Genomic DNA, 24,288 nt, shown 5'->3' with positions numbered 1-24,288 from the left:
AAAAAGAGCGTTCAAAACGCTCGAGTCCGCTCGATCGCTTTACTCCGTTCGGGCTGTCCGCCGCGAAGCGGCGGTTCCAGAGATAAGGTAAGAGTCGCTTCGCCGCCGTTCAAGCCGGAAGACGCCTTCGGCGGCCGTTCAAAACGTTCGAGCAGCTCAAGCCGGTCAAGCCGTCTCCGGCGCCGGGGGACGCGGGTAAGCTCGTGCCCTCTTCGGTCTTCGTCCCCCTCGAGCTTCGAACCTCAGACCGTTTTCAACCGGGATACGCGGAGCCCGGCCCGGACGCAGGACCCCGGACGGACGACGTCGCGCATGCAAAGGAACAGAGCGGCACGAACGGAGGGCGGGCGGGGTCGTTACGCAGTGTAGCGCTTTTCCAGCTCGAGAAATTCCGGCAGCCGCACGACGGCCTCGTACTCCTTGAGCGTGGCGAGCCGGTGGGCGTAGCTCCTGGTCGAGCCCTCCTTCTTGAGGACGGCCAGCATCTCGGAGACCGCCTTGACGACCGTATAGCGCACGGCGTTGCTTCCGCCCATGTTGAAGCCGATCCGCTGGAGCTCCTCCAGCGTGACGTTGCCCGCCTGGATCGCTTCGTCCATGAACATGCAGTTGACCGGCACGCGGACCGCGTCGCGGATGCGCTTCAAGGCCTCGAGCGTGCGCTCGCGCATTCCTTCCCTTCGCATCCACGGCAGAGCGACACCAACCATGTCGGCGGCGACCGCCTCGTAGGCCTTGATGCGCCGCAACGCGTCGTCCAGGCCGTTGACGGACTCGGCGTCGGTGCGCGCGCTGATCACGAAGTCGGGGTCCTGTCTGGCCTCGACCGCGGCCTGGAGCTTCTTCAGCTGCTCGTCGAGCGGCACCACGGGCGTACCGCCGGGAATCAGCGCGCATTTCTTGGGAGTGACCTGGTCTTCCATGCCGATCCCGGCGACGCCGGCCCGCTCGAATTCCCTTACGGTGCGCGCGATCCCGAGGGCTCCGGCCGAGTAGCCGGTATCGGCGTCGACCATGACGGGGATCTCGACCGCGGCGGCCACGTTCTTCGCGTGGCCGGCCATCTCGGCGAGGCCGATGAGCCCGAGATCGGGAAGACCGAGAATGCTGCCGCAGGTGACGTTGCCGAGCAGCTTGACGACCGGGAATCCCGCCATCTCGGCCAGCCGGGCCGTCAGGCAGTCGTAGACTCCCGGAGTGATGATCAGCTCGCCGCTTCGGAGCGCCTCTCTGAGCTTCGTCGTTGCCTTCATGGTTTCCTCCGAGCCGTTTTTCCGCCGGGCTTTCGCAAGAGGACCTGCCCGCTTCGCGGCCGTGCGGTCAGGCCCGCTTTTCCGGCCCGCCTGCGAGCGTGGACTTGAGGTACGGAATCAATCCGCCCTTTTCGAGGATCGCGAGCGCGTGATCGGAAAAGGGCGGGAAGGCGAGGGCGCGTCCCGTGGAGAGGTTTCGCACCGTCCCCGTTTCCAGGTCGACCTCGAGCTCGTGCCCGGTTTCGACCATTTCCGAGATGCCGGGGCACTCGATCGCCGGCAAGCCGAGATTGATCAGCGTGCGCAGGTAGATGTTCGAGATCGACTCGGCGAGCACCGCCGCGACCCCGGCGTCGCGCAGCGAACGCGGCGCTTCCTCCGCGCTCGAGCCCATGCCGAAGCTGATCCCGGCGACGATCAGGTCTCCGGGGCGGACCTTCTGCCGGAACTCGGGGTCGACGCCCGCCATCACGTTCTTGATGTTGCCCGAGTCGAGGCAGTCGCCGAACTTCCAGGCGCGGCCGGTGAAGCGCTTCCTCATGACGGCAGGAACTCCCGCGGGTCGACGATCTCTCCGGCGACGGCGCTGGCCGCGACCGTGGCCGCGCTGGCAAGAAAGATCCGGGCTCCCCGGTCTCCCATCCGTCCCGGGAAATTCCGGTTTCCCGAAGAAACGCAGACCTCCCCCGCCGCGAGCGACGGGCGGCTGCAGATGCCGCATTCCGATGCGGTGATCAGCACCTTGGCTTTCTCGAAGATCTGGAGCAGCCCTTCCTCGCGCGCCTGGAAATAGGCGCCGTAGGAGCCCGGCGTGACGATCATCCGCACCCCGGGACGCACGGTCCTCCCCTTGAGGATTTTCGCGGCCTCCCGGAGATCCTCGATCCGCGCGCTGGAGCAGGTGCCGATGAAGGCCTGCTGGATCGGCGTGCCGACGAGCTCTCGAACCGGCCGGCCGTTGGAGGGGACGCCGGGCGCCGCGACGAAGGGCTCCATATCCGAGAGATCGAAGCGAAGGCGCTTCTCGTACCCGGCGTCCGCGTCGCTCTCGACGGGCTCGCGCTCCACACGCCCGACGCGGCGCACGTAATCCAGGGCGAGCGCGTCCGGCGGGAAAATCGCGTTCAGCGCCAGGCTTTCCACCGCCATGTTGCACATCGACAGGCGGCTGTCGATGCTCAGATCGGCCACGGCGCTGCCGCCGTATTCGAGAGTCCGGTTCACGGCGCCGCTGGGCCCGAGCTCGGCCATCACGCGCAGCACCACGTCCTTGCCTGAAATCCACGCCGGGCGGCTGCCCGTCAGCTCGATGTAGATGGCAGGCGGCACCTTGAGCCAGATCCGTCCGGTCGCGAGCACGCCGACGGTTTCGGTAAAGCCGATGCCGGTGGCGAAGCAGCCGAGGGCCCCGTAGGTGCAGGTGTGGGAGTCGGCCCCGACGATGAACTCGCCCGGAGCAACGTGTCCCTTCTCCACCATGACATTGTGGCCGATGCCGCCCTCGTAGCCTTCGTAGAGGGTCGCGCCGTGCTCGCGGGAAAATTCCCTGGCCCGCCGCTGACCCTCCAGGCGCGCCGTGCTGCGCGCGGGTTGCTCGTCGAGGTTGACCACGACCTTGCCGGGGTCCCACGCCCTTCGGACCCCCATCGCGGCGAGGACTTCCTTGAAGACGCCGTACAGACCCTGGGGATCCTCCGCCTTCGAGAACCTCAAGTCCTTGATGTAGAGCTTGTCGACCTCGGCCTCGATCATGTCCCCCGGGCCTACCCGCTCTTTTCCGGCGGCGCGGGCGCAGATCTTTTCGGTGATCGTCATACCCATGGTTCCACCTCGCTCCCGGGAGGACGCACTGAAGCTATACGCAGACATGCGTTTTGCTGTCAACCCGCTGTCGTCCTTGCTCATCCCGGAGACACCCTTGTAACCGCGCCGCGAATTTTGCTAGGAGTCGTAGGCGAAGCGGCAGGGGCGCGCGCTCGGGACGGGCGCGACGGCTTCACCGACGAAAGGAGGTCACCCTATGAGCTCCCTCGGGAAAATGACAGCGGGCGCGCTGGCGCTCGGCGCGCTGCTGTGGCTGGCGCCGGTCGAGGCATGGCCGCAGAGCAATTTTTACGAAGGGAAGACCGTAACGTTACTCGCGACCACGTCGCCCGGCGGGACCGGAGACCTCAGGGTCAAGGCGGTGGTGCCGTTTCTGAAAAAGCACATCCCGGGAAACCCCACGGTCGTCGTCCAGTACATGGACGGCGGCGGCGGCCGGAAGGGAGCGAACTATCTGTACAGAAACGTTCGCCCGGACGGGCTCACGATCGGCGCGGCGAGCGGCGCCATCGTCGGCCTTGCGGTGATGGGCGAGAGCGGGGTGAGCTACGAGGTCGACAAATTCATCTATCTCGGGTCGCCCGAGAGCGAGAACCATTACGTGATCTACACCCGCAGGGAGCTGGGGCTCGACTCTCTGGAAAAGCTCGCCTCCCGTCCCGGACTGAGAATCGGCGCGCAGACCGTGGGGCACGTCTCCTACGTCGCCGGGAGGCTGTTCGCGTACTTCCTGAATCTGAAGGAGCCGAACTTCATCGCGGGCTACAGCGCGCGGGAGCTGGACGCCTCGCTGCTCCGGGGCGAGCTGGACGCCCGAGCCAACAACGCCAGCTCGGTGCTGCGGCGCAACCCGGACTGGCTGGACAAAGGGGTGATGAACTTCCATTCGATCATGGAAGTGCCGCTGGGCGACAAACATCCGAAGCTCGGCCACCTGCCCGAGATCGGAAGCTTTGCGAAGAGCGAAAAGGAGAAGAAGCTGATCGGGCTGTGGCGTGCCTTCCGGTCGGTGGGATCGCCTTACATTCTTCCGCCCGGAACGCCGAAGGAGCGGGTCGCGGTGCTCGAAGAAGCGATGGCCAGGACGTTCAAGGACCCCGAGTTCGCCCCTTACTTCAAGAAGCTCGTGAGCGATGACGCGTCGCCGATCGGGGCCGCGGAGCTGAAAAGGCTGATCGCGGAGATGCCGCGCGATCCCGAGGTCATCGACACCCTGAAAAAGTTTGCGGGGGCCGGACCGCTGCCGCCGCGCCGGTGATCCGGGAGGGGCAAATGACCGAGCGACCCGCCCGGGCCCTGCGCCGCATCCTCGCCGAGCCGCGCTGTACGATCTCGGTTTCGGCGCACGATCCGCTCCTCGCCCGGCTGGTGGAGCGAGCCGGCTTCGAGATCGTCGGCCTGTCGGGAAACGCGGTGGCGGCGGCTTATCTCGGCCTGCCCGATCTCGGCTTCTTGAACCTGAGCGACATGGCGAGCGTGGCGCGCCGGGTCGCGGGAGCGGTCTCCCTCCCGGTGCTGGTGGACGCGGACACGGGCTACGGGAACGCGTTGGCGGTGTTGCGAACCGTGCGCGAGCTGGAGCGGGCCGGCGCAGCGGGAATCGTCATCGAGGATCAGGTCGCTTCCAAGAAATGCGCGATGATCGAGGCCGAGCATCCCGTGGTCCCGGCCGAGGAGCACGCGGCCAAGATCCGCGCGGCGTGCGCGGCTCGGAGCGATCCGGATTTCGTCATCGGCGCCAGGACCGACGCCGCGGCCGATCTCGGCCTCGACGAGGCGATCCGTCGGGGCTTTCTCTACGCCGAGGCGGGAGCCGACCTGCTGAACATCCAGGTTGCGGGCCTTCCCCAGGAGATCGAGCGCATCGGCAGGGCGGGGTTGCCCGTCCCGTTGATGGCGAGCATGGACGAGGGCAAGCCGATGTCGCTCAACCCGCTTTCCCTTCTCGCCTCGGCCGGCTACAGGATCGCCTCCTTTCCCGGCGTGGTTCGCTACACGGTCGTGCGCGCGGTGCGCGAGAATCTCGCCTACCTCAGGGAACACCAGTCGACCGTCGGCATACGCGACCGCATGGCAACCGTCGAGGAGTATTTCGCGGCGGTGGACCTCGACCGCTTCCTCGAGCTGGAGCAAAAGCTGCTGGGGCCGCTTCGGGGCGAGGCGCGGCGCGCCGGTCCGGTCAACCCGGCTTTCTCGAAGAAGCCGTCAGGCGCTTGACCGTCGGAATCACCTCCTCGCCGAAGCGCTGGATGGTCTCGAGGGTGTAGCCCGGGTCCATCCCCGGCCAGTCCACCATGAACCACATGAACTCGACCCCGAATTCCTCGTGATACGCCATGACCTGCTCGGTCACCTCGGCCGGACTGCCGAGGATCAGGCGATCGCGCTTGAGCTCGTCGAACGCCAGGTCGTAGCGCTCGCCCGGCTGTCCCCACTGCTGGTAGCGCCGGTACCGCCGCTCGTAGCCGTCGCGGATTCGATCCTCGGCCTGGCGCGAGCTGTCGGCGATGCAGAGGTCGCGGAACATGTACAGCCCGCGAAACTCTCTTCCCCGCCGCTCGAGGGCGGCTTTGTAACCGGGCAGGGCCTCGCGCAGGAACGGTTTCGAGTGCCGCCGGCTCGCGATCCAGTGATCGGCGACCTCGGGCACCCTCGCCACGGTCCTGGGCGTGTCCGCCCCCAGCAGGACCGGCGGCCCGGGCTGCTGCAGGGGCCTGGGGGCGATGCCGACGCCGTCGAGCCGGAAATGGCGGCCGTGGAAGGTCACGGAATCCTCGGACCAGAGCCGGCGAATCACCTCGAGTCCCTCCACCAGCCGCTGGCGGCGCTCCCGCTTGTCGATCCCGAACGAGCGAAACTCGGCGTCGCGGTAGCCCTGGCCCACGCCGAAGAGGAACTTCCCGCCTGAAAGATTGTCCAGCGTCGCCGTGTACTCGGCCACCATGACCGGATGGTGCAGAGGCAGGATGAAGATCGACGTGCCGACGTGCATGCCGGGACAGCGGCCGGCGAGATAGGAAAGCAGCGGGATCGACTGCAGGATCGCCGAATCCGGGCCCGTGACATAGTGCTGAGCGACGAACAGGCCGTCGTAGTTGTTCTTGTAGGCGGCCTCGGCTCTTTCCGAAATCTGGCGGCACGCCTCGGCCGGAGGCAGATCCGCCGGATAGCTCCCGAACTCGATTCCAAAACGCATGGTGCGTTCACTCCTCTTTCAATGGATGTTTGCCGTTCTCGTCTCCCCGGAAAGGCGGTCGCGCACGCGCGTCAGGGCGCGGGGGCGGGGAAGCGGGGGAGCAGCTCTTTGCCGATCAGCTCCAGGCTCTCCTCGAAACGATCGTACTGGAGGCGCAGGTCGAAAACCAGGTGCTCGACTCCGCGCACGCGGAATTTCTCGATCTCGGCGGCGCAGTCGTCGGGATCGCCGACGATCAGGAGCCCTTCGAGGTCCTCGATCGTCTGGAATTTCCCCGAGGGCGGCCTGATCCAGCGACTGCTCCCCTCGGAGCTTTCCGCGAGCGCCCGGACGTCGATGTCCGCGCGGGCGCGCTTTCGGTCCCTCTCGATGCGCGTGATCGGGATGTTTCCGAGGACGATCTTCCGGTCGGTCAGCCGGCGCAGGTAGCTCACCCGGTCGTCGAAGGTCGCCAGCGGGACGCGGCCGGGGATCCATCCGTCGCAGTACTCCGCGGCCCGACGGATCGACGCGCGCGTGCTGCCGCCGTAGAAGATCGGGATCGGCTCGACCGGCTTGGGCTCGAGGGTGACGTTCTCGAACGAGAACAGCCTGCCCCGGTAGGTGACGTCGTTCTCCGTCCAGACCCGGCGAGCGATGGCCACCGTCTCGCGCAGGATCTCCGCACGATCCTCCCCGCGAAGCCCGACAGCGGCGAGCTCGGGCGGATTGAACCCCAGCCCCATGCCGGCGATGACCCGGCCGCCGGCAAGGAAGGAAAGGCTCGCAAGGTCCTGACACAGCTTCAGCGGCCAGCGCAGCGGAACGAGCACGGCGGTCCCGAGAACGATTCTGCGCGTCACGGCCGCAACCGCCGAAAGCGTGACGAAAGGCTCGATGAACGTGAGGTCCGAGCGCTCCATTCCGTGAGGGTTCCAGAGGAGATGATCCCGGACCCAGACCGAGTCGAAGCCCAGCTCCTCGCACATGCACGCGCCGTCGATGATGCGCGAGCGCGAGGCCTGCTTGCCGAAGTGAGGCAACAGGACGCCGAACCGCATCGCGCCTCAGCGGTTCTCGGAGTCGTCGACGATGTGAAAGTCCTCGCCGGCGGGCGCGTAGATCTCCAGCACGCGGGCGACGGTGTCGCCGCAGTTGCCGGCGGCGTGCCTCACGCCGGGCGGAATGAAGGCGACCTCTCCCGGGCCGAGCCGGTATTTCTTGCCCTCGACGATCGCCTCGACGGTTCCCTCGAGAACCACGTAGACGTTTTCGGCCTTCGCGTGGTAGTGAGTCGGCCCCGGACCGGAGTCGACGTTGATGAGATTGATGTGCACGTCGACGTTCTTCGCGCCGTCGGCCTCGTCCACCAGCCGGAGCGCCTTGCCCCGGTTCCAGCGCATGATCCTGATCGGCGCATCCTCGATCCGCATCACCTTGACCGGCATGGGTCACCTCCTCGGACGTTGCGGCCGGCGAAGCCCGCCGTCGCTTTTTCACGCGATGGCGCGGCGCGCGCCGGCCGGCGCGCACGCACCATAGCATTCCTCCGGAGAAAAAACACCCCGCCGGCGGAGCTTCCTCCGGACGGAGGCGGGAGCATCGAAACCGCGCCTCGGCGCAGGAGGGGGCCGTCCGGCCGCGCACCGAAGGCGGCGCGCCGTCGGTCCGCAGGTAAGCGGGAAAGCGCGCGGCTCTCCCTCGTTACGGCGCGTGCGTCGGATCCCAGCAGGTCCTGAGGTTTTCGTTCAGGCCGTCGAGGAGCCGCATGTCCTCCGGGCTGATCTCGAAATCGAAAACGTCGGCGTTCTCGAAGATGCGCTCGCGCTCGGCCGACTTGGGAATCACGACGAGGTCGTGCTGCAGCGCCCAGCGAATGAGGACCTGAGCGGGCGATTTCGTCTTCCCGCTGCGGCCCGACGAGTACCGGGCGGCGACCGCGGCGAGCCTCGGATCGTTCAGCCGCTCGCCGTGCGTCAGTGGACTGTACGCCTCGACGGCGATCTTCCTCTCCCGGCAGAAATCGATCAGTTCCTTCTGATAGAGGTAGGGGTGGAGCTCGACCTGGTTCACGGCGGGGACCGTCGTCGACCCGGCAAGCAGCTCGGTCAGGTGCCTCGCGGTGAAGTTGCTGACGCCGATCGAGCGCGCCTTGCCCTTCTCGCGCAGCCGCTCGAGCACACGCCAGCTCTGCCGCCGCTCGCGCACGGGATAGTGAATCAGATAGAGATCGACGTAGTCGAGGCCGAGCCGGCGCAGGCTCGCGTCGAAGGCGCGCTCGGGATTTCCGTGGTCGCTGTTCCAGAGCTTGGTGGTGACGAAGATCTGCTCCCGCGGAATCCCGCTCTTTCTGACGGCGCTTCCGACGCTCTCCTCGTTGCCGTAGAAGGACGCCGTGTCGATGTGGCGGTACCCCGCTTCCAGGGCCGCGAGCACCGCGGCTTCGCACGATCGCCCCGCGCGGATCTGCCACACGCCGAGCCCGAGCCGGGGAATCGAATGACCGTCGTTGAGGTTCAGCTTCGTATCGATCGTAAGCTTCATCGGTGGAACGCAACTTCGCTCGAGGCCGGGTCCGGGCTAGGGTTTGAAACCGACGACCAGATGGGCCCGGTGCGACTCGGGAAGAGTTTCTCCTTCGCACTTCAGGGTGACGATGTAAGTGCCCGCCGTCGGGATCGCTTCGGGCGCGATCACGGCCTTCAGCTCGTTTTTCGAGACGAAGCTCGTCGGCAGCGGCCGGCCGTTCAGCAGGACGCGGTGAAACGGCCACATGCCTCCTTTCGAGCGCACGCGCAGCGTCGTCGGGCCCGTCCCCTCGACGAGAAACAAAGGAGAGACCTCGAGGTCGAGCGGGAGGCTCTGGTACGAGTAGAACGAAGGAATCGGGTTCTTGTAGCGGTGGAACTCGATATCGATTACCTTTCCGTCCATGACCACCATCTTCACGTTTTGCGTGGCCCAGATGTCCTGGAGCGGGTCGCCCTCGACGATGGAAAGGTCGGCCACCTTGCCCGGCTCGACGCTGCCGTAATCCCTGTCCTTTTTGAAGGCCTTCGCCACGTTGAGGGTTGCCGCCTGGATCGCGGTCAGCGGCGGCACGCCCGCCTCGACGTCCATCACCAGCGCCTCGTGCATCAGCAAGGCGGCCATCCCGCGAGGCGGGTCGGAGCCTTCCTTCAGCAGGCCGCCGGCTTCGACGAAACGGCGGATGAACTCGTTCGCCTTTTCGTAGCCGACCCGCGCCTGCGCGAGCTGCTCGGGGGTGTAGCGCTTGAGCAGCTTGTCGTAAGCGTTCTCGGTCACGGCGCGCACCGAGGCGGGCAGGTCGGCCTCCGGATGGCTCAGGATCTGGTTCTCGCGGGCCCGGAAGCGTTCCGCGCTCGGCGAAAGGGGACGCAGCCACTTGGCGATCGTGGGCGTGAACGCGACGCCGTGCTCGACCATGGCCGCGATCACCGCGCCGTAGTTTTCCGTCTGGTAGTAGGCGCCGGCGAGCTCCTGGTCGATCACCCCGCCCAGCCGATCCTCGGCGAGCTTGCGTCGGGCGGGCACGTAGGGAATGGAGCTGTAGCCGACCGACCAGATGTGCTCGATAGCGTCGACGCCCGCCCGCGACGAGCCGACCGCGTCCCAGCTGTGGGCGGCCACGGGCATGTCGAGCCGGTGCGCCTCCTCCACCGCCACCTTCAACAGCTCCATGGAAAGGAACTCGTTGACCTTGAGGATGTCGCAGCCGAGCTCTTTTTTCCGCCTCACGGCGGCGCGCACCTCGTCGGGGGTGGTCACGATGATGTTGTCGCGAAGCGTACGCGAGCCGAAGGCGTCGTGTCCGGTGCCCGGCGCGCCGATCGCCCGGCCGGACATCCAGATGCGCGGGCCGCGGATCTTCCCCAGGTCGGTTCCCTGCTTTTGCGCCCGCGTCCAGGGACCGTCCTGGTAGAGCTCGATCGAGGCGCAGGTGGTGATCCCCAGATGGAGGTAGAGCTCGCCGTGGAAATCTTCCAGATGGCCGTGGCCGTCGATGAAGCCCGGGAGAATGGTCTTGCCCCGGACGTCGATCACCTCGGCGTCGGGCGGAATCGGGACGTCTCCCGTTCTTCCGACCGCCTGAAACCGGCCGCCGCGGATCACGATCGCCGCGTTTTCGACCGGGCGCCGTCCGGTCCCGTCGATCAGCTTTCCTCCCTGCACGACCAGAGGTCGTTCCGCCATGCGCTCTTTCCTTTCTCCCGCGCCTCCGGGTCAGACCCGCCGCCAGGGGCAGCAGGCTCGCTCCAGCCACTGCAGGCTCCAGGTGCTCAGGATGCCGAGGATGCCGAACGCGATCGTGCAGCCGAACACCTGCTTGACCAGCAACAGTTGATAAGACTCCCAGAGCAGAAAACCCAGACCCTCGCGGGTCGCCTCGATTTCGGTGATGAAGACGAGAATCAGCGCCATGCCCGCGCCGAGCCTCAGCCCGGTGAAGATGTTCGGCAACGCGCCGGGAATCACGACCTTGGTGAAGATCTGGCGCTGGTTCGCGCCGAGATCGCGCGCCGCCTTGAGCAGCACGGGATCCAGCGACTTCACGCCCGTCACGGTGTTGATGAGCACCAGGAACAGCACGCCGATCATGATCGTCATCACCTTGGAGGTCTCGCCGAGACCGAACCACAGGATGAAGAGGGGGAAAAGGGCCGATTTGGGAATCGGGTAGATCGCGGCGACCAGCGGGTCGACGGCGTCCTCGACGGCCCGGAACCAGCCGACCAGAAGTCCCACCACGATCCCCAGCGCGGCGCCGTAGACGAAACCCTGCAGCACGCGCACGAGGCTTACGCCGATCGCCCAGGGCAGCCGGCCGTCGATCGTGAGGTCGAACATGGTGCGCACGACGGAAACCGGGGACGGGATCAGCAGCTGATCGATGTCCGCCAGTCGAACGGCGATTTCCCAGAGGCCGAGAAAGGCGATCGGCGAAACGATCCGAAGCGGCCGATAACGTTTTCCCATGGCGGGGTTCTCCTCTCCTGCACGATGACGCGCCCGCTCACGCCAGCCCTTCCGCCCGCAGCGAGCGCTCCACCTCCTCGCGGATCTGCTCCGAGAGATACTCGAGCAGCTCGGCTTCCGCGCGGCCCGTGATGCTGCGCGGCCGCGGCAGGCGGACCGGCACGATTTCCTTGATGCGGCCCGGGCGCGCCGTGAAGAGCACGACCCGGTCGCCGAGCAGCACGGCCTCCTCGAGAGCATGGGTGACGTAGATGAAGGTCCGCCTGGTTTCCTGCCAGATCCGGACCAGCTCGGCCTGCAGCACCCTGCGCGTCTGAGCGTCGAGCGATGCGAGCGGCTCGTCGAACAGCAGAATCGCCGGATCGTTGGCCAGCGCCCGGGCGAGCGCGACCCGCTGGCGCATGCCCCCGGAAAGCTCGTGCGGATAGCGGCTCTCGAAGCCCTTGAGATGGACGAGGTCGATGAGCCTGCGGGCGTTGGCCTCGCGCTCGGCGCGCGGGATACCGCGAGCCTCGGGACCGAAGGCGATGTTCTCCAGCACCGTACGCCACGGGAAGAGCGCATACTCCTGGAAAACCATGCCGGTTTGCTTCTGCCCGTCCGCCGCCCGGAGGATCTCCACGGTTCCGCCGGCCGCCGTCTCCAGCCCGGCGATGATCTGCAGCAGGGTCGATTTGCCGCAACCCGACGGCCCGACCAGAACGAGGAATTCTCCCTGCGAGACCTCGAGGTCGATGCCGGCGAGCGCCACGACCTCCTCGTTGGTCCGCTCGATGCGCCAGACCTTGCGGACGTCCTTAAGGCGCAGGATGACCGCCATGGTTTTGCTCCGGGCGCGGGCGCGCGGCCGCCCGCAGCGCCGCGTCGACGATGTGCTGGTAGCCGGTGCAGCGGCAGAGATTGCCGCTCAGCCGCTCGCGGATCTCCTCTTCCGAAGGCGCCGGGTTCTCGCGCAGGAGCTCGTCGACTGTCAGGAGAAAGCCCGGCGTGCAGTAGCCGCACTGAAATGCGGCCGCCTCCAGGAAGGCCCGCTGGACCGGGTGCAGCCCGCCGGGATCTTCCGGCCCTCCCGCCAGCCCTTCCACGGTGGTGACCGATCGCCCGTCGGCCTGCACCGCGAGCACGAGGCAGGAGCGGACGGTCTTGCCGTCCAGGAGCACCGTGCAGCTGCCGCAAACTCCCTGCTCGCAGCCGAGGTGTGTCCCGGTCAGCCCGAGCCGGTCGCGCAGAAAGTCCGCCAGTGAAAGCCGCGGCTCGACCGCCTCCCTGTAGCGCCTGCCGTTGGCGACGATCTCTATGGTCCGTACGGGTCTCATGGAGCGCCACCCTCCGCCCGCTCCAGCGCGCGCCCGAGAGCTCTCGCGGTGAGCACGCTCGCCACCCGCCGCCGGTACGCGCTCGAAGCGTGAATATCCGAGGGCGGATCGATGGCGGCATCGACCAGGGCCGCCGCCTCGCGGATCTGCGCCGGACCCGGCCGCCCGCCGGCGAGCGCGGACTCCACGGCGCGGGCGCGCACCGGGACCGGCGCAACGCCGAAAAGCGCAACGCACGCGCGGGCAATCCTGCCGGCGCCGTCGAGCTCGACCACCGTCACCACGCCGGCGATGGCGAAGTCGCCGCGGCGCCGGGCGATCTCCTCGACGGCGCCGGCGCTCCGCGGCCCCAGGGCCGGGAAACGAATGCGGAGCAGGATCTCTTCGGGCCGGAGCACCGTGGTCAGATAGTCGACGAAAAAGTCGTGCGCCGGCACCGTCCGCGAAGCGCCGTTGCGGGCGATCTCGAGCTCGGCGTCGAGCGCCAGCGCAACGGCCGGAAGCTCCGCCGCCGGATCCGCGTGCGCCAGGCTGCCGCCGATCGTGCCGCGATGACGGATCGCCGCATGGCCGATGTGGCGGATCGCCTCCGGGAGCACCGGACACTTCTCCCGCACGACGGCTGAGCGCTCCACCGCGCTCTGCCGCGTTGCCGCTCCGACCACCAGCCCGCCGGGGACTTCGGCGATGCCGTCGAGGCCGGGAACGCCGTTGAGATCAACGAGCAGCGCCGGCCGCAGGAGGCGCAGGTTGAGCATCGGGACCAGGCTCTGCCCGCCGGCGATCAGCTTCGCGCCGCGAGGGTTCCTCCCGAGGGCCTCGAGCGCCTCGTCCAGGCTTTTCGCCGGGAGATAGTCGAAAGGGGCGGGTTTCACTTCGCGCCCTCCGCGTCGGCGAGAATCTGGAGGACCCGCTCCGGGTGAAGCGGGATCTCGTTCACGCGCGCCCTTTTGCCCCCGAGCGCGTCCGCCAGGGCATTGGCGATCGCCGCCGGCGGCGCAATGGCGCCACCCTCGCCCAGCCCTTTCACTCCCAGCGGGTTGAGCGAGGAGGGCGAATCGAGGTGCACGATCTTGATCCGCGGAATCTCGGCCGCCGAGGGCAGCAGGTAGTGCATGAAGCTCGGATTCAAGGGCTGCCCCTCGCCGTCGTAGACGATCTCCTCGTAGAGCGCCGCCCCGATTCCCTGCGCCACCCCGCCGTGGATCTGGCCGGCGACGAACAGCGGGTTGATCAGCTTGCCCGCGTCGTGGGCGACCGCGTAGTCGAGCAGCCGGATCTCCCCCGTCTCGGTGTCGACCTCCACCACCGCCACGTGCGCGGCGTTCGCCCAGGTAACCGTCGGCGGAACGTAATAGAAAGTCTCCTCGAGCCCCGGCTCCAGCCCGGCGGGCATGTTCGAAGCCCATCCCGGAAGCGCGGCGCGCGCCAGATCGGCGAAGGTCACCGCGCGGCCCGGCGCCTCGCGGACGAACACCTTCCCGCCGCCGAACCGGAGGTCGTCGGGGCGGGCCTCGAGGAGATGCGCCGCGAGCCGGCGGGTTTTTTCCTGGAGGCGCGCCGAGGCCTCGTAGATGGCCGAGCCTGCCGCCACCGAGCTGCGGCTGGCGAAGGCGCCGCAACCGAACGGAATCGCCGCCGTGTCTCCTTCGATGACGACGACGTCGTCGGGCGTCACACCCCACAGATCGGCCGCGATCTGCGCGAAGACGGTCTCGTGACCCTGGCCGTGGGCGGTGGCTCCGGTCGCGACGATCAGCCGGCCGCCGGCATCGATGCGCACGCGCGCGCCTTCGAACGAGCCGACGCCGGTTCCCTCCACGTAGCAGCCGATGCCGACGCCGATGCGGCGGCCGTTGCGGCCCGGCTCGTCCCGGCGTCTTTTCCAGCCTTCGTAGTCGGCGGCGGCCAGGGCGCGGGCGAGGGTTTCGGGGAAGTCGCCGCTGTCGTAGCAGATCGGCCGGCCGTCGCGATAGAGCATGCCGGCCAGGTAGGGCATCTCTTCCGGCCGGACGAAGTTGCGGCGGCGTGCTTCGGCCGGGTCGAGCCCCAGCTCGCCGGCGATGAGGTCGATCGAGCGCTCCATGACGAAAACCGCCTCGGGCCGGCCCGCACCCCGGTAGGGAGCGTTGGGCACCTTGTTGGTGGAAACGCAGGTGCCGCTCACCGAGAAGTTCGGAATCCTGTACGGCCCCTGGAGGTGCGCCGCCGTATTGTACGCGTCGGTCAGGCCCATCGGATTGTAGGCGCCGTTGTCGAGCACGAAGCGGTCGCGCAGGGCCAGGATGCGCCCGTCGAGGTCGAAGCCGAGCTCGACCCAGTGGACCTGGTCGCGCGCGTGCGCCGTCGCGACGAAATGCTCGCGCCGGTCCTCGATCCACTTCACCGGACGGCGGAGGCACAACGACAGATACGGAATCAGGACTTCTTCGGGATAGACGAAAACCTTGGGGCCGAAGCCGCCGCCCACATCGGGGGCGATCACGCGCACCAGTGCTTCCGGGAGACCGAGCTGAGCGGCGATCTGGCGCCGCACCAGGTGCGGCATCTGCGTCGACGACCAGACCGTGAGCACGCCGGTCTTCGGCTCGGCCCAGGCCACCACGCCGCGCCCCTCCAGGGGCGCCGCGCAGTAGCGGTGGTGGCGAAAGCGCTCCGCGAGCCGCCGCGGCGCGGTGCGCAGAGCGCCTTCGACGTCCCCCTTGGTCACGGTGAAGCTGAAAACGATGTTGTCGGGAGCGCCGTCATGGACCAGCGCCGCTCCCGGGCGCAGAGCCTCTTCGGGGTCGGCCAGCACCGGGAGGGGATCGTAGTCGACCCGGATGAGGTCGGCGGCGTCTTCGGCGAGGTGGCGATCCTCGGCTACGACGACGGCCAGGGGCTCACCGACGTAATGGACCTTTTCGCGGGCGAGCGCCTCCGGCCGCGGGCCGCGCAGGAGCGGCTTCACTCCCTCGAGCCACGCCGCGGGATGGATCTCGAAGCTTTCCGGAAACGGCGCAATGCGACCCGCGATCTCGGCGCCGGTCCAGACTCCCAGCACGCCTTCCAGAGAGCGCGCTTCGCTCGCATCGACGCGGATGCGGGCGTGAGCGTGCAGGCTGCGCGCCAGGGCGGCGTGGGCCATCGACGGCAGCCGGATATCGGCGACGTAGGTTCCGCGCCCCGTGAGGAAGCGGCTGGTTTTATCCGGCGTGAGACCGCGCCCGATGAATCCCGAAGAAGGTTCCTGCATGGAGCCGAGTGCTACCGGACGGTTGCCGGACCAGGCCGCCCTCCCGGATTTTTTCAAGAGCCCGGCCGCCGCGCAGGCCGGGAAGCGGCCGCGCCGACCGGTTCCGCGCCGGCCCAGCCGTGCGCGGTGATGTCGAGCATGACGCCGTCCGGGCCCTTGTACTTTTCCTCGAAGAAGCTCGTGGCCGCGCCCTCCGGGCGGCTCTCGCGGTACTCTGCGCCCGCGGCCAGCAGGCGGCGGCGGGTCTCTTCGGCATCCTCCACCCAGAAGCCGAAATGGTGCAGCCCGAAGACCGGTCCGAGGCCGTCGTGCCGGTCCGCCGCTTCGGCCGTCTTGAACCGGAGCACCGCGAGATTGACGGTCCCGTCGCTCAGATAGATTCCGCGGGCGAGCGGGGAGTCGGTTCTCCCGACCTCGACCATCTCGAAGACGCGCTTGTAGAACTCCGCGGTTTTTTCCGGATCGGGGGTATGGAGCGCGATGTGACGCAACTTGGGCATCGCCGCCTCCTTTCTCTGCCACGGCGTTTCTCCCGCGCCTGATACCGGGCGGCAAGACAATACTGCCAACCGAAGGCGCCGGTCAAGCAACGCGGCCGAGGGAAAAGGCGCCCGACGGATGCCTCTCATCCGGCGCCGCCGGTCGAAAGGGGCCGAACGGAGATCAGATCCGAGCGCGTCATCGTCACGTTGTGCCGGTAGCCGAAGCTGGTAAAGAGCGAGAAGGCCTGCAGCACTTCCTTCTCGTCCTTCTGTGCGGTGCAGTCCATCGGCACGTAGACGCGGTAGTCGCGAACGCTGAATCCCATCACCGCCGACTGCACGCAGTTGCGCGTCGAGATGCCGGTGACGACCACCTGTCCTTCCCCGGGGCGCAGCCCCATGCGCGAGAGCAGCTCGTCCATTCCCGTGCGATAGAAGCAGTCGTGCGTCCGTTTGACGATCAGCGGCTCGTCCGGCGCGGGCTTGAGCTCGTCGATCAGCTCCGCCCCCCAGCTCCCCTCGAGCTTGCGCACGACGTTGTTGAACACGGTGAACTCCAGCGCGTCGGGGGAGCGGACCGACTGCGTGTGCGCGACGCGTCCGCCCGCGGCCCGGACGCGCTCGCGCAGTCCTGCGATTTTCGGGATGATCTTTCGGACCGGCTCTCCGATGAAGAGCGCGCCCGCGGGATGCGCGTTCTCGTTCTCCATGTCGACGATGAGCAGGAGCGTGCGCGCCGCGTCCAGCTGGACCGGGCGCGCTTCGGGATAATCAAGCTCGATCAGCATGGCGGCAACCTCCGGGAGCGCAGATCTTCAGGTCTCCTTGCGCCTGGCGGCGAACGTACCGGTGTCGATCAGCGCCCGCCGGTGCGTGCCCGCGCCGATCTTCACCCCGCCATCGTTCTCGGCGGAAACCGCAAACCGGAGACGGTTTCCGCTGGCTTCCAGCAACTGCGCCGTCACGGTGACGCGCCGGCCGATCCGCGTCGGAGCGAAATGCTTGACGTCGACGTGAATCCCGACGGTTTGCTCGTTCGCCTCGAGGTAGGGGGCGACCAGGCGGACGCAGGTGGCTTCCATGAGACCGATCATCGCGGGCGTGGAAAGGACATCGACGGAGAGTTGCCGGGCTCTCATCTCGACCGTCGTCTCGTAGGTTTCCCGGTGCTCGATCCCGGGCGCCAGGCCGGCTTTCACAGTCGAACTCCTCGAGCCGCTCTAGCGCGGCGTCAGCACCAGGAGCTTTTTACGGGCGTCGAGGGAGATGTGGAAGCGGCTCAGGAAATCCAGCCCCAAAAGCCCCTCGATTCGCGGATTCGGATGAAAGTCGTGAATCGACACCAGCAGGTCCCGAACCTCGGCATCGCCGATCTTGAGCGAGCTCAACCGGGCGACGGGCCGCGTGACCGGCCCCGCCACGGAGTAGCCGGTCATCATGCCGACGTTGTGAAGCGCAAGCTGTCTGGCGATCCGGCTCGAGATCATCGTCCCGGTCGCCCCCGTATCGAGAATCAGATAGGCGGAGACGCTGTTGTTCAGCGTCGCCTGCACGAGCACCGAGCTTGCGGTCGTCATGACCGGAACGACGAACGAACCCGGCGCCGGGGCGTTCGCAGACGTCGGCGGCGGGCCGATCACGATCGGCTCGACGGGCAGCGACCTGAAGAACTGCTCCGTTTTCGACGCTTCGGCGCTGCCCGCTTTGATCCACCCCGTCTCGCCGGCCTTGCTCCGCACCAGAAACCAGCGAACCCCGCCGGCGCCCAGCGTCTCGGCCACCGGGGCCAGCGATTCGGCTTTACCGATCGACGCGACGACCTCGGAATTTTCGTCGGGAGCGGCGAAGAGGCGGATTTCCCCCGCTTTTTCCTGCGGCCGGGCCGGCGTCGCGCCGGCGGCCGCAAAAAGACAGGCGGTGAGCAGGACAGCTCCGTACGGCCGCTTCAGTCGGGGGGAGGATCTTCGGGCCACCGTTCGCAAGACCGGCGTAGGATAATCCGCCGGCGCTTTGGCGTCAACGAAAGAAAGAAGGATGGTTCAAACCGTTCAAGCCGTTCAATCGCTTCGCTTGTTCAAGCCGAAAGACCGCGTTCGGCGATCGTTTCCGCCGCACGCCGGACGACCGCGGCCGCGGTTACTCGAGCGACTTGATGAAGCCGCTTCGGTCGAGCTCTCGAAGGATGCTGTCGTCGTAGAATTTTTTCGGGTCCTGTCCCTTGGCCCTGGGGTTCACCTGGGAGAGCTCTTCGAGAACGGCGCGAAACGCTTCCGGGCTCGGGTAGGGCACCCGCTTGAGGTACCTGGCAATGGAGATCTCGTAGGTGCCTTCCAGGATCTCCTTGTCGTTCGTCCTCAGGTATTTCGCCATCACCCCGAGGGTGAAGGGCCTGTCCTTCTTGATTCGCGCAATCGCCTCGACGATCGCCTTGACGTAGCTCACAGCCAGCTCGCGGCGCTGCTGCAGGAGGGCGCGGCGGGTCGTGATGCCGGTGGAGGCGTACGGCATGCCCAGGGAGGCGATGTCGAGCATTTCCCTGTAGCCTTCGCGGCGCGCCTGGAGGATGGACGGGTAGGTCAGGATCGCTGCCTGGATCCGGCCGCCGCGCATCGCGCTCAGGATGGAAGCGACGGCGCCGATCTGAACGATCGACACGTCCCTGACCGGCTCCAGGCCGTAGTGCTGAATCGCCATCCGTGCGCCCGTGTCGATGGAGGTTCCGAACCGGCTGATGCCGACCGATTTCCCCTTGAGGTCTTCCGGCTTCTGGACGGAGGAAGGGTTGACGACCAGGCTCGCCACCAGCCGCTCGACCGTCGTGCCGAGAGCGACCACGTCGGCGCCGCCCAGCGCCGCCGAGGCGGTCGTGCTGCCGGCGATGGCGAGGAACTCCAGCTCGCCCGCGATCAGCGCGTTCATGCCTTCGTTGCCGCTCGGCATGGAGATCAGATCGAAATCGAGGCCGTATTTCTTGAAGTAGCCCCCTTCGCGAGCCGCCCAGAGCGGCGTCATGTTTCCGGAGATCGACGTATAGCCGGCCCGGAGCCGCCTTGGCTCCTGGGCCGCCGCCGGACCGAAGGTCGCACCGACAATGAGACAGAGCCCGAGAAACGATCGCAGCAACGTTCCCATCTTGACCTCTCTCACCCGGGGATTCCCGCCGCCGTCCGGACGCCGCCCGGCCGCGCCTTCCGGCCCGGCAGCGAAGCGACGGCCGGCTCATTGTTGCCACGAAACCGCGTTCCCGTCCAGCGAATTGACTTGCGGTCAAGCGCTTCGTAAGCTTTGACGATGAGCGCGGCGAAGCTCGGTTCGATGGCGCTCGCCGGTCTGCTTGCCTCCTGCGCCGGCTATCACGCCGCCGGCCTGGTTCAGTCCGGTCGCCGGGCGCTCCTGATCAGCGACTCCGACAGCGCGCTTTCGTATTTTCAACAGGCGGCGCTGATCGATCCGGGCTACATCTTCGAGTACGAGCTTTTTCGCGAAGGGGTGTGGACGTACGTCGGCCGCGCCCAGTACAAGAGCGGCAAGCTGGCCGAAGCCCGGGAGTCGCTCGAGCGGGCCCTTTCCGTTTACCCCGACGACCATCTTGCCCGGCTCTACCTCGGTCTCACGCGAGCCCGTGCAGGGGAGGTCTCGGCGGCAATCGGGATGATCGAGCGGGCGCTGCGGGACCTGCATGCCTGGCTCGAATACACGACTTACAGCAATCCCTTCGAAGACTATTGGGATCCGTTCCGCGAGATTCGCTCCGAGATCGAACGCAACCTCATGGCGATCAGCGGCAAGGACGTCGATCCTGAAAAACTCGTCGCCAACGCGGAATGGATCGGCCGCACGATCGAAGACGAAGTCGACCGGGTCCGCGACGACAGAAGACGGAGACTGCGGGACCGAAGATTTCCCGGATCGCGCGTGTTCCTCGAGGGCAGAATCGGATTCTAGCCCCCGGACGTCCGCCGTGCCGGCGCTGAGTCGGGGCCGGACGTGCCAAAACCTACACAGCCTGTGACATCTTTTACGCTTCCCCGCCCGCGCCGGCGACCGGCAGAGATGCGTAAACAGGCGTGAGATCTCATGTCGGTTCCCGGCATGGCGGTGGCACGGGCATTGCGTAAGAAGCGGGTGGCGTTCGCCAAGAAACATGCCACGGCGGCGCCGATCCCTTCACAGGAGAGGAAGCTCGAAGATGGCGGAACAACAAGCGTCCGGCGAATCGCGGCCATTCGAGTGCAATTACTGCGGCCAGGCCTTCGGCTCCGAGGACCAGTTGCGGCAGCATCAAGTGGACTGCTTCGACGAGGATTCCGAAGCCGAGATCTGAGCTCGCCGCAGGCGCAGTCGTCCAGCGCAGCCGACAGTATCTGCAGGTCTTCCCCGGCGACACTTTCCCGGGTTCCACGGCACCGGCCGATGGCGTCTAGGTTTCGGTGAAGACCTCGATGCCCTCGTCGCGGCGCTCCACCCCGATGGTCGCGTAGCGCGCGCGCCGATGAATGATCAGGTCGACGGATCCCTTGCTGCCGATCTTGAGGTTCCTGATCCAGATTTCGTCGAGGAACTCCGGCAGCATCGGACGGACGAAGGTCACGCGGGAGGCGGCAGCGTTGATGCGCAACCCCAGGACGGCCTGCAGCAGCATGAACACGGCCCCGGCGGCCCAGGCTTGCGGCGAACAGGCGACCGGATAGGGAACCGGCCCTTCGCCTTCGCGCCGCTGAAACCCGCAGAACAGCTCGGGCAGGCGATACTCGACGAACAGGCTCGCGTCGAAGAGGGCGTTGAGGATCGCCGAAGCCTGCTCTTTGTATCCGTAGCGCGCCAGTCCCGCAGCGATCAGCGCGTTGTCATGCGGCCAGACGGAGCCGTTGTGATACGACATCGGGTTGTAGCGGGCCTCGGAAACCGCAAGGGTGCGCACACCCCACCCGGAAAAGAAGCTTTCACCCATCAGCACCCCGGCCACCCGCGCGGCTTCCCTGACGCCGGCGATTCCCGAGTACAGGCAATGGCCCGCGTTGGAAGCGCGGACTCGACACGGCCGCTTGGCGCCGTCGAGAGCCAGGGCGTAGGTGGAAAGATCCTCGCACCAGAACGAGCGCCCGAAAGCCTCCTTGAGCCGTTCGGCTTTTTCCGCCAGCGCCGACTCTCTCTTCCGGTCGCCGAGAGCCGCCGCGATCGCCGCTCCCGCGAGGCGCGCGGCGTAGGCATAGCCCTGAACCTCGCATAGCGCCACGGGGCCGCTGGCGAGGGAACCGTCCTCGTGGAAGACCGAGTCCCACGAGTCCTTCCAGCCCTGGTGCACCAGCCCTCGGGTGGAGCGGCGCGAGTATTCGATGAAGCCGTCGCCGTCGCCGTCGCCGTACTCGTCCAGCCAGCGCAGCGCGAGGTCGATTTTCGGCCAGATCGTCCGGATGAAGCCCAGGTCGTTCGTGTAATCCAGGTAAGCGCCCGCGAGAACGACGAAGAGGGGCGTGGCGTCGACCGAGCCGTAGTAGCGATCGAAGGGGATTTCCCTGAGAGCGGCCATCTCGCCCTTGCGCATCTCGTGGAGGATCTTGCCGGGCTCGGCGTCCCGGTCGGGGTCGTCCTTTTCGGCCTGCAGCGAGGCGAGGTAGGCGAGCACGCCGCGGGCGACTTCGCTGTTGACCCAGAGATATTCGAGCGCGGTGATGATGCCGTCGCGGCCGAAGGGGGTGCTGAACCAGGGCACGCCGGCGTAGGGATAAACGCCCAGCGGCGTCGGCGTGAGCATCATGTGGAGATCGGACGACGAGCGTGCGATCCACGCGTTGAATCTCGGGCTGGAGGTCTCGATCACGCAACTGCGGGCCTTGAGCTCGCGGAGCGCGGTCTCCGCGTCGGCGCGCGCCCGGTGGTAGTCGTTGCGCGAGCGCTCGACGCCGTTGGTCTCGAAGGAGTAGCACAGGCAGAACTCCTTTTCTTCCTTGGGCTTCAGCGCCTGGACGAAACGCGCCTGCGACATGTCGAGCAGGTCGGGCGCGGGGGAGCAGCGGATGCGGGTGCGGCGGAGCACCTGATCGAGCCCTTTGTAGGAAAAACAGATCTCCTCCTGGCGCTCCAGCTCGGCGCGCCGGTAGGCGCCCTTGTGCGGCCGCGTCATGCCGCGAACCTCGAACAGATCGGCGAAATCCGCGCCGAACTCCACCGAAAACTGCACCTCGACCGGCGCCAGGCCGTAGTTGATCAGCCTGATCAGCTCGTAGCACGCGGATTGCCGCAGCAGCTTGGTGCGCGTGATGTGCAGCGTGCCGCGCGGCAGAACGAGGCGTTGGCGTTGATAGACGTCGGGGTTGGTGAGATTGACGACGAAGAGCAGGTTGTCTTCCTTGATCGTGGAGTTCAGCAGGAAGGGGCGGGCGCCGTTGAGCTTGAAAAGCAGGCGTGAAAGGAACCGCGTCCCCTCGTGGTAGAGCCCTTCGTGGCTCGGCCCGGACCACTGGATGTCGCCGTGGAGATCGAACACGGCGAACGAATCGCCGTCTTTCAGGACCCGTGTGGCGTCGGTTCTGGAGTCGGTCGCAACGATGTAGAAGGCGTCTTGGGTTCGCACCATCGGTTCCATGGAAGGATTCGACATCTCAGGTTGGCACGGGACATCGAGGTTTATTTTAAATCTTATCCGGAAATCATCAACGGCGACCGGACCGCAGAAACATCCCAGGACGTCGTCGGCTCGACGCGGCCGCGGGCGCGGCAAGGAGTCGCCGCCGGTCAGCGCTGCGGGAGGGCCCCGGGAGGCGTGCCGCGCGGGCCCAGGGCGGCTTCGATCCGGCGCGCGAGCTCTTCCGGCAGCCGATCGCGGTTCGCGCGAGTGACCTCGACGAGCTCGACGTCGCGTCGGCGCCTGATACGGTCGACGAAGCCGTCCCCCTTTCTCGCGATCGTCGCCAGGATGTTCGCCGGCCCCTCCAGGAGCTCCGTGATGCGCCTCCTGAACCGGCTCGACAGCAGCTCCATCTTGCCGATCTCGTCGATCACGTAAAGGTCCGCGGGGCTGCGGGCGGGGTCGAGGCAACGGTCGGCGAGCCGCTCGAGCTCCTCCAGGTGCACCGAATATCTGCCCACGACCGGCGGTCGGGAGCCCAGAGTCGCGAGAATTCCCTCCTGGCCGTCCAGAGTGACGATCCGAAAACCGGTTCTGCGCCCTCCTTCCCTGGTCTCGCCGGTGTAGAAACCCGCCAGGGCGAGGCCTTCCAGCCGCTGGACGACGGCGCGAATCACCGTGGTCTTGCCCACGCCCGGGTTTCCGGTGAGAAGCCATCGAAGCGGCGGTTTTTCGTTCCCCATGGCCTTGCTGCGTCTCGAGTTGGGCGCGCTCTCCCCATCTTGCCGTCTCCGCCGCCGCCCGACAACCCGCGAACGGAGCCTTGCTGCCGCGACCGCTTGGCGGTACAAGGGTTGCGGAGGAGCCGCTCGCGTGGATGCTTCTTCTGAGCCGCAGCTTCGCCTGGCACGGCCGGGCGAGGCAGCCGCGATCGCCGTGCTGTCGCGGGACCTGATCGAGCACGGACTGCGCTGGCGCTGGACGCCGGAGCGGGTGGCCGCGAGCATCCGCGCGCCGAATGCCAACGTGGTGGTCGCTTGCGCGGGCGGCCGGATCGTCGGATTCGCGATCATGCGCTACGGCGACGACACCGCCCACCTCGACCTTCTCGCCGTGGCGCCGGGGCATCGGCGGGCGGGTCTCGGCCGGAGGCTCGTCCGCTGGCTCGAGCAGTGCGCCGTGACCGCCGGAATCGTGAGCGTGGCGCTGGAAGTGCGCGCGGGCAACCGGAGCGCGCAGCGTTTCTACCGGCGGATGGGCTATCGGCCGCTGGCGCGGATTGCGGGCTACTACCAGGGAAAAGAAGCCGCTCTGCGCATGGGCCGGGATCTGCTTTGCCGGTTTCCGCACCGCTGCTCCCGCCTCCCCGCGTTCGGAGCCGTCGGCCTCGCTCCGCGGCGCTGGCCCGGGAGCGGTTGAACGGCTGCAGGCCGCCCG

General features: G+C 67.3%; 25 protein-coding genes. 5 read left to right on the top strand and 20 right to left on the bottom strand.

Features of this window, described 5'->3' with window-relative positions; translation table 11 throughout:
* Positions 1–356 precede the first annotated feature (356 nt).
* The 3 genes from VNN77_01210 to VNN77_01200 form a co-directional block, all read right to left on the bottom strand.
* Positions 357–1,253: an isocitrate lyase/PEP mutase family protein gene (locus tag VNN77_01210; GenBank protein HXG50009.1), complete on the bottom strand. Its 897-nt coding sequence runs from the start codon at positions 1,251–1,253 to the stop codon at positions 357–359.
* Positions 1,254–1,320: 67 nt separating this feature from the next.
* Positions 1,321–1,794 (bottom strand): 3-isopropylmalate dehydratase, encoded by a 474-nt coding sequence (locus VNN77_01205; protein ID HXG50008.1) that lies wholly within the window; start codon positions 1,792–1,794, stop codon positions 1,321–1,323.
* Positions 1,791–3,068 carry an aconitase/3-isopropylmalate dehydratase large subunit family protein gene (locus VNN77_01200; GenBank protein HXG50007.1) on the bottom strand — a complete coding sequence of 426 codons (1,278 nt, stop codon included), beginning with the start codon at positions 3,066–3,068 and terminating at the stop codon, positions 1,791–1,793. Before VNN77_01200 ends, VNN77_01205 begins: the two co-directional genes overlap by 4 nt.
* A gap of 205 nt (positions 3,069–3,273) precedes the next feature.
* On the opposite strand from VNN77_01200, the gene VNN77_01195 reads away from it, so the two are divergent.
* Positions 3,274–4,335, top strand: coding sequence for a hypothetical protein (locus VNN77_01195; protein ID HXG50006.1), 1,062 nt, complete (start codon positions 3,274–3,276; stop codon positions 4,333–4,335).
* 14 nt (positions 4,336–4,349) lie between these two features.
* The gene (locus VNN77_01190; protein HXG50005.1) at positions 4,350–5,294 is read left to right on the top strand and encodes an oxaloacetate decarboxylase; all 945 of its coding nucleotides are present in this window, start codon (positions 4,350–4,352) and stop codon (positions 5,292–5,294) included.
* Here VNN77_01190 and VNN77_01185 read toward each other — a convergent pair.
* The 15 genes from VNN77_01185 to VNN77_01115 all read right to left on the bottom strand — a co-directional run bounded on the left by VNN77_01185 (position 5,257) and on the right by VNN77_01115 (position 19,430).
* The gene (locus tag VNN77_01185) at positions 5,257–6,273 is read right to left on the bottom strand and encodes an LLM class flavin-dependent oxidoreductase (protein ID HXG50004.1); all 1,017 of its coding nucleotides are present in this window, start codon (positions 6,271–6,273) and stop codon (positions 5,257–5,259) included. The genes VNN77_01190 and VNN77_01185 overlap by 38 nt on opposite strands.
* A 71-nt stretch (positions 6,274–6,344) precedes the next feature.
* On the bottom strand, positions 6,345–7,313 hold the full coding sequence (locus VNN77_01180; GenBank protein ID HXG50003.1) for a TIGR03619 family F420-dependent LLM class oxidoreductase: 969 nt from the start codon (positions 7,311–7,313) through the stop codon (positions 6,345–6,347).
* Between the two features lie 6 nt (positions 7,314–7,319).
* Positions 7,320–7,700 (bottom strand): cupin domain-containing protein, encoded by a 381-nt coding sequence (locus VNN77_01175; GenBank protein ID HXG50002.1) that lies wholly within the window; start codon positions 7,698–7,700, stop codon positions 7,320–7,322.
* A 256-nt stretch (positions 7,701–7,956) separates the two neighbouring features.
* A complete protein-coding gene (locus VNN77_01170) occupies positions 7,957–8,796 on the bottom strand; it encodes an aldo/keto reductase (protein ID HXG50001.1) in 840 nt (279 codons plus the stop codon).
* Between the two features lie 36 nt (positions 8,797–8,832).
* A complete protein-coding gene (locus VNN77_01165) occupies positions 8,833–10,467 on the bottom strand; it encodes an amidohydrolase family protein (GenBank protein HXG50000.1) in 1,635 nt (544 codons plus the stop codon).
* 30 nt (positions 10,468–10,497) lie between these two features.
* Positions 10,498–11,250 (bottom strand): ABC transporter permease, encoded by a 753-nt coding sequence (locus tag VNN77_01160; GenBank protein HXG49999.1) that lies wholly within the window; start codon positions 11,248–11,250, stop codon positions 10,498–10,500.
* Between the two features lie 37 nt (positions 11,251–11,287).
* Complete coding sequence (locus tag VNN77_01155) at positions 11,288–12,070, bottom strand: ABC transporter ATP-binding protein (protein ID HXG49998.1); 783 nt, start codon at positions 12,068–12,070, stop codon at positions 11,288–11,290.
* Positions 12,048–12,566, bottom strand: a complete 519-nt coding sequence (locus tag VNN77_01150; protein ID HXG49997.1) for a (2Fe-2S)-binding protein — start codon at positions 12,564–12,566, stop codon at positions 12,048–12,050. Before VNN77_01150 ends, VNN77_01155 begins: the two co-directional genes overlap by 23 nt.
* On the bottom strand, positions 12,563–13,441 hold the full coding sequence (locus VNN77_01145; protein ID HXG49996.1) for a xanthine dehydrogenase family protein subunit M: 879 nt from the start codon (positions 13,439–13,441) through the stop codon (positions 12,563–12,565). Before VNN77_01145 ends, VNN77_01150 begins: the two co-directional genes overlap by 4 nt.
* Positions 13,438–15,801 (bottom strand): xanthine dehydrogenase family protein molybdopterin-binding subunit, encoded by a 2,364-nt coding sequence (locus VNN77_01140; GenBank protein ID HXG49995.1) that lies wholly within the window; start codon positions 15,799–15,801, stop codon positions 13,438–13,440. The genes VNN77_01145 and VNN77_01140 overlap by 4 nt, the downstream gene beginning before the upstream one ends.
* A gap of 53 nt (positions 15,802–15,854) precedes the next feature.
* The gene (locus tag VNN77_01135) at positions 15,855–16,301 is read right to left on the bottom strand and encodes a VOC family protein (protein ID HXG49994.1); all 447 of its coding nucleotides are present in this window, start codon (positions 16,299–16,301) and stop codon (positions 15,855–15,857) included.
* A 125-nt stretch (positions 16,302–16,426) separates the two neighbouring features.
* Positions 16,427–17,071 carry an isochorismatase family cysteine hydrolase gene (locus tag VNN77_01130; protein ID HXG49993.1) on the bottom strand — a complete coding sequence of 215 codons (645 nt, stop codon included), beginning with the start codon at positions 17,069–17,071 and terminating at the stop codon, positions 16,427–16,429.
* Positions 17,072–17,098: 27 nt separating this feature from the next.
* On the bottom strand, positions 17,099–17,482 hold the full coding sequence (locus VNN77_01125; protein ID HXG49992.1) for a thioesterase family protein: 384 nt from the start codon (positions 17,480–17,482) through the stop codon (positions 17,099–17,101).
* A 21-nt stretch (positions 17,483–17,503) separates the two neighbouring features.
* Positions 17,504–18,256 carry an aspartyl protease family protein gene (locus tag VNN77_01120; GenBank protein HXG49991.1) on the bottom strand — a complete coding sequence of 251 codons (753 nt, stop codon included), beginning with the start codon at positions 18,254–18,256 and terminating at the stop codon, positions 17,504–17,506.
* Positions 18,257–18,419: 163 nt separating this feature from the next.
* A complete protein-coding gene (locus VNN77_01115; protein ID HXG49990.1) occupies positions 18,420–19,430 on the bottom strand; it encodes an ABC transporter substrate-binding protein in 1,011 nt (336 codons plus the stop codon).
* Positions 19,431–19,574: 144 nt separating this feature from the next.
* Here VNN77_01115 and VNN77_01110 point away from each other — a divergent pair, with 144 nt between their 5' ends.
* Together VNN77_01110 and VNN77_01105 are read left to right on the top strand one after the other, a co-directional pair.
* Positions 19,575–20,228 (top strand): tetratricopeptide repeat protein, encoded by a 654-nt coding sequence (locus tag VNN77_01110; GenBank protein HXG49989.1) that lies wholly within the window; start codon positions 19,575–19,577, stop codon positions 20,226–20,228.
* A 244-nt stretch (positions 20,229–20,472) separates the two neighbouring features.
* Entirely contained in the window at positions 20,473–20,607 is a 135-nt protein-coding gene (locus VNN77_01105) for a C2H2-type zinc finger protein (GenBank protein HXG49988.1), read from the top strand.
* 96 nt (positions 20,608–20,703) lie between these two features.
* Here VNN77_01105 and VNN77_01100 read toward each other — a convergent pair whose 3' ends face one another.
* Positions 20,704–22,869, bottom strand: a complete 2,166-nt coding sequence (locus VNN77_01100; protein ID HXG49987.1) for an amylo-alpha-1,6-glucosidase — start codon at positions 22,867–22,869, stop codon at positions 20,704–20,706.
* Positions 22,870–23,018: 149 nt separating this feature from the next.
* Complete coding sequence (locus tag VNN77_01095) at positions 23,019–23,594, bottom strand: NTPase (protein ID HXG49986.1); 576 nt, start codon at positions 23,592–23,594, stop codon at positions 23,019–23,021.
* A 130-nt stretch (positions 23,595–23,724) separates the two neighbouring features.
* Between VNN77_01095 and VNN77_01090 the strand changes: the two genes are divergently transcribed.
* Positions 23,725–24,270, top strand: coding sequence for a GNAT family N-acetyltransferase (locus tag VNN77_01090; protein ID HXG49985.1), 546 nt, complete (start codon positions 23,725–23,727; stop codon positions 24,268–24,270).
* The last annotated feature ends 18 nt before the right edge of the window (positions 24,271–24,288 follow it).

It is taken from the genome of Candidatus Zixiibacteriota bacterium (assembly GCA_035574315.1).
In the GTDB taxonomy this organism is placed as follows: domain Bacteria; phylum Desulfobacterota; class Binatia; order UBA9968; family UBA9968; genus DATLYW01.
The sequence above is the reverse complement of the archived record's forward strand: the minus strand, read 5'-3'. Positions and strand labels throughout refer to the sequence as shown.

What these genes read in the sequence shown, in the direction of transcription:
- VNN77_01100 (HXG49987.1), bottom strand. Translation starts at nt 22,869, where the DNA reads ATGGAACCGATGGTGCGAACCCAAGACGCCTTCTACATCGTTGCGACC.
- VNN77_01135 (HXG49994.1), bottom strand. Translation starts at nt 16,301, where the DNA reads ATGCCCAAGTTGCGTCACATCGCGCTCCATACCCCCGATCCGGAAAAA.
- VNN77_01195 (HXG50006.1), top strand. Translation starts at nt 3,274, where the DNA reads ATGAGCTCCCTCGGGAAAATGACAGCGGGCGCGCTGGCGCTCGGCGCG.
- VNN77_01170 (HXG50001.1), bottom strand. Translation starts at nt 8,796, where the DNA reads ATGAAGCTTACGATCGATACGAAGCTGAACCTCAACGACGGTCATTCG.
- VNN77_01175 (HXG50002.1), bottom strand. Translation starts at nt 7,700, where the DNA reads ATGCCGGTCAAGGTGATGCGGATCGAGGATGCGCCGATCAGGATCATG.
- VNN77_01210 (HXG50009.1), bottom strand. Translation starts at nt 1,253, where the DNA reads ATGAAGGCAACGACGAAGCTCAGAGAGGCGCTCCGAAGCGGCGAGCTG.
- VNN77_01110 (HXG49989.1), top strand. Translation starts at nt 19,575, where the DNA reads ATGAGCGCGGCGAAGCTCGGTTCGATGGCGCTCGCCGGTCTGCTTGCC.
- VNN77_01095 (HXG49986.1), bottom strand. Translation starts at nt 23,594, where the DNA reads ATGGGGAACGAAAAACCGCCGCTTCGATGGCTTCTCACCGGAAACCCG.
- VNN77_01165 (HXG50000.1), bottom strand. Translation starts at nt 10,467, where the DNA reads ATGGCGGAACGACCTCTGGTCGTGCAGGGAGGAAAGCTGATCGACGGG.
- VNN77_01150 (HXG49997.1), bottom strand. Translation starts at nt 12,566, where the DNA reads ATGAGACCCGTACGGACCATAGAGATCGTCGCCAACGGCAGGCGCTAC.
- VNN77_01185 (HXG50004.1), bottom strand. Translation starts at nt 6,273, where the DNA reads ATGCGTTTTGGAATCGAGTTCGGGAGCTATCCGGCGGATCTGCCTCCG.
- VNN77_01130 (HXG49993.1), bottom strand. Translation starts at nt 17,071, where the DNA reads ATGCTGATCGAGCTTGATTATCCCGAAGCGCGCCCGGTCCAGCTGGAC.
- VNN77_01200 (HXG50007.1), bottom strand. Translation starts at nt 3,068, where the DNA reads ATGACGATCACCGAAAAGATCTGCGCCCGCGCCGCCGGAAAAGAGCGG.
- VNN77_01190 (HXG50005.1), top strand. Translation starts at nt 4,350, where the DNA reads ATGACCGAGCGACCCGCCCGGGCCCTGCGCCGCATCCTCGCCGAGCCG.
- VNN77_01155 (HXG49998.1), bottom strand. Translation starts at nt 12,070, where the DNA reads ATGGCGGTCATCCTGCGCCTTAAGGACGTCCGCAAGGTCTGGCGCATC.
- VNN77_01180 (HXG50003.1), bottom strand. Translation starts at nt 7,313, where the DNA reads ATGCGGTTCGGCGTCCTGTTGCCTCACTTCGGCAAGCAGGCCTCGCGC.
- VNN77_01105 (HXG49988.1), top strand. Translation starts at nt 20,473, where the DNA reads ATGGCGGAACAACAAGCGTCCGGCGAATCGCGGCCATTCGAGTGCAAT.
- VNN77_01140 (HXG49995.1), bottom strand. Translation starts at nt 15,801, where the DNA reads ATGCAGGAACCTTCTTCGGGATTCATCGGGCGCGGTCTCACGCCGGAT.
- VNN77_01205 (HXG50008.1), bottom strand. Translation starts at nt 1,794, where the DNA reads ATGAGGAAGCGCTTCACCGGCCGCGCCTGGAAGTTCGGCGACTGCCTC.
- VNN77_01160 (HXG49999.1), bottom strand. Translation starts at nt 11,250, where the DNA reads ATGGGAAAACGTTATCGGCCGCTTCGGATCGTTTCGCCGATCGCCTTT.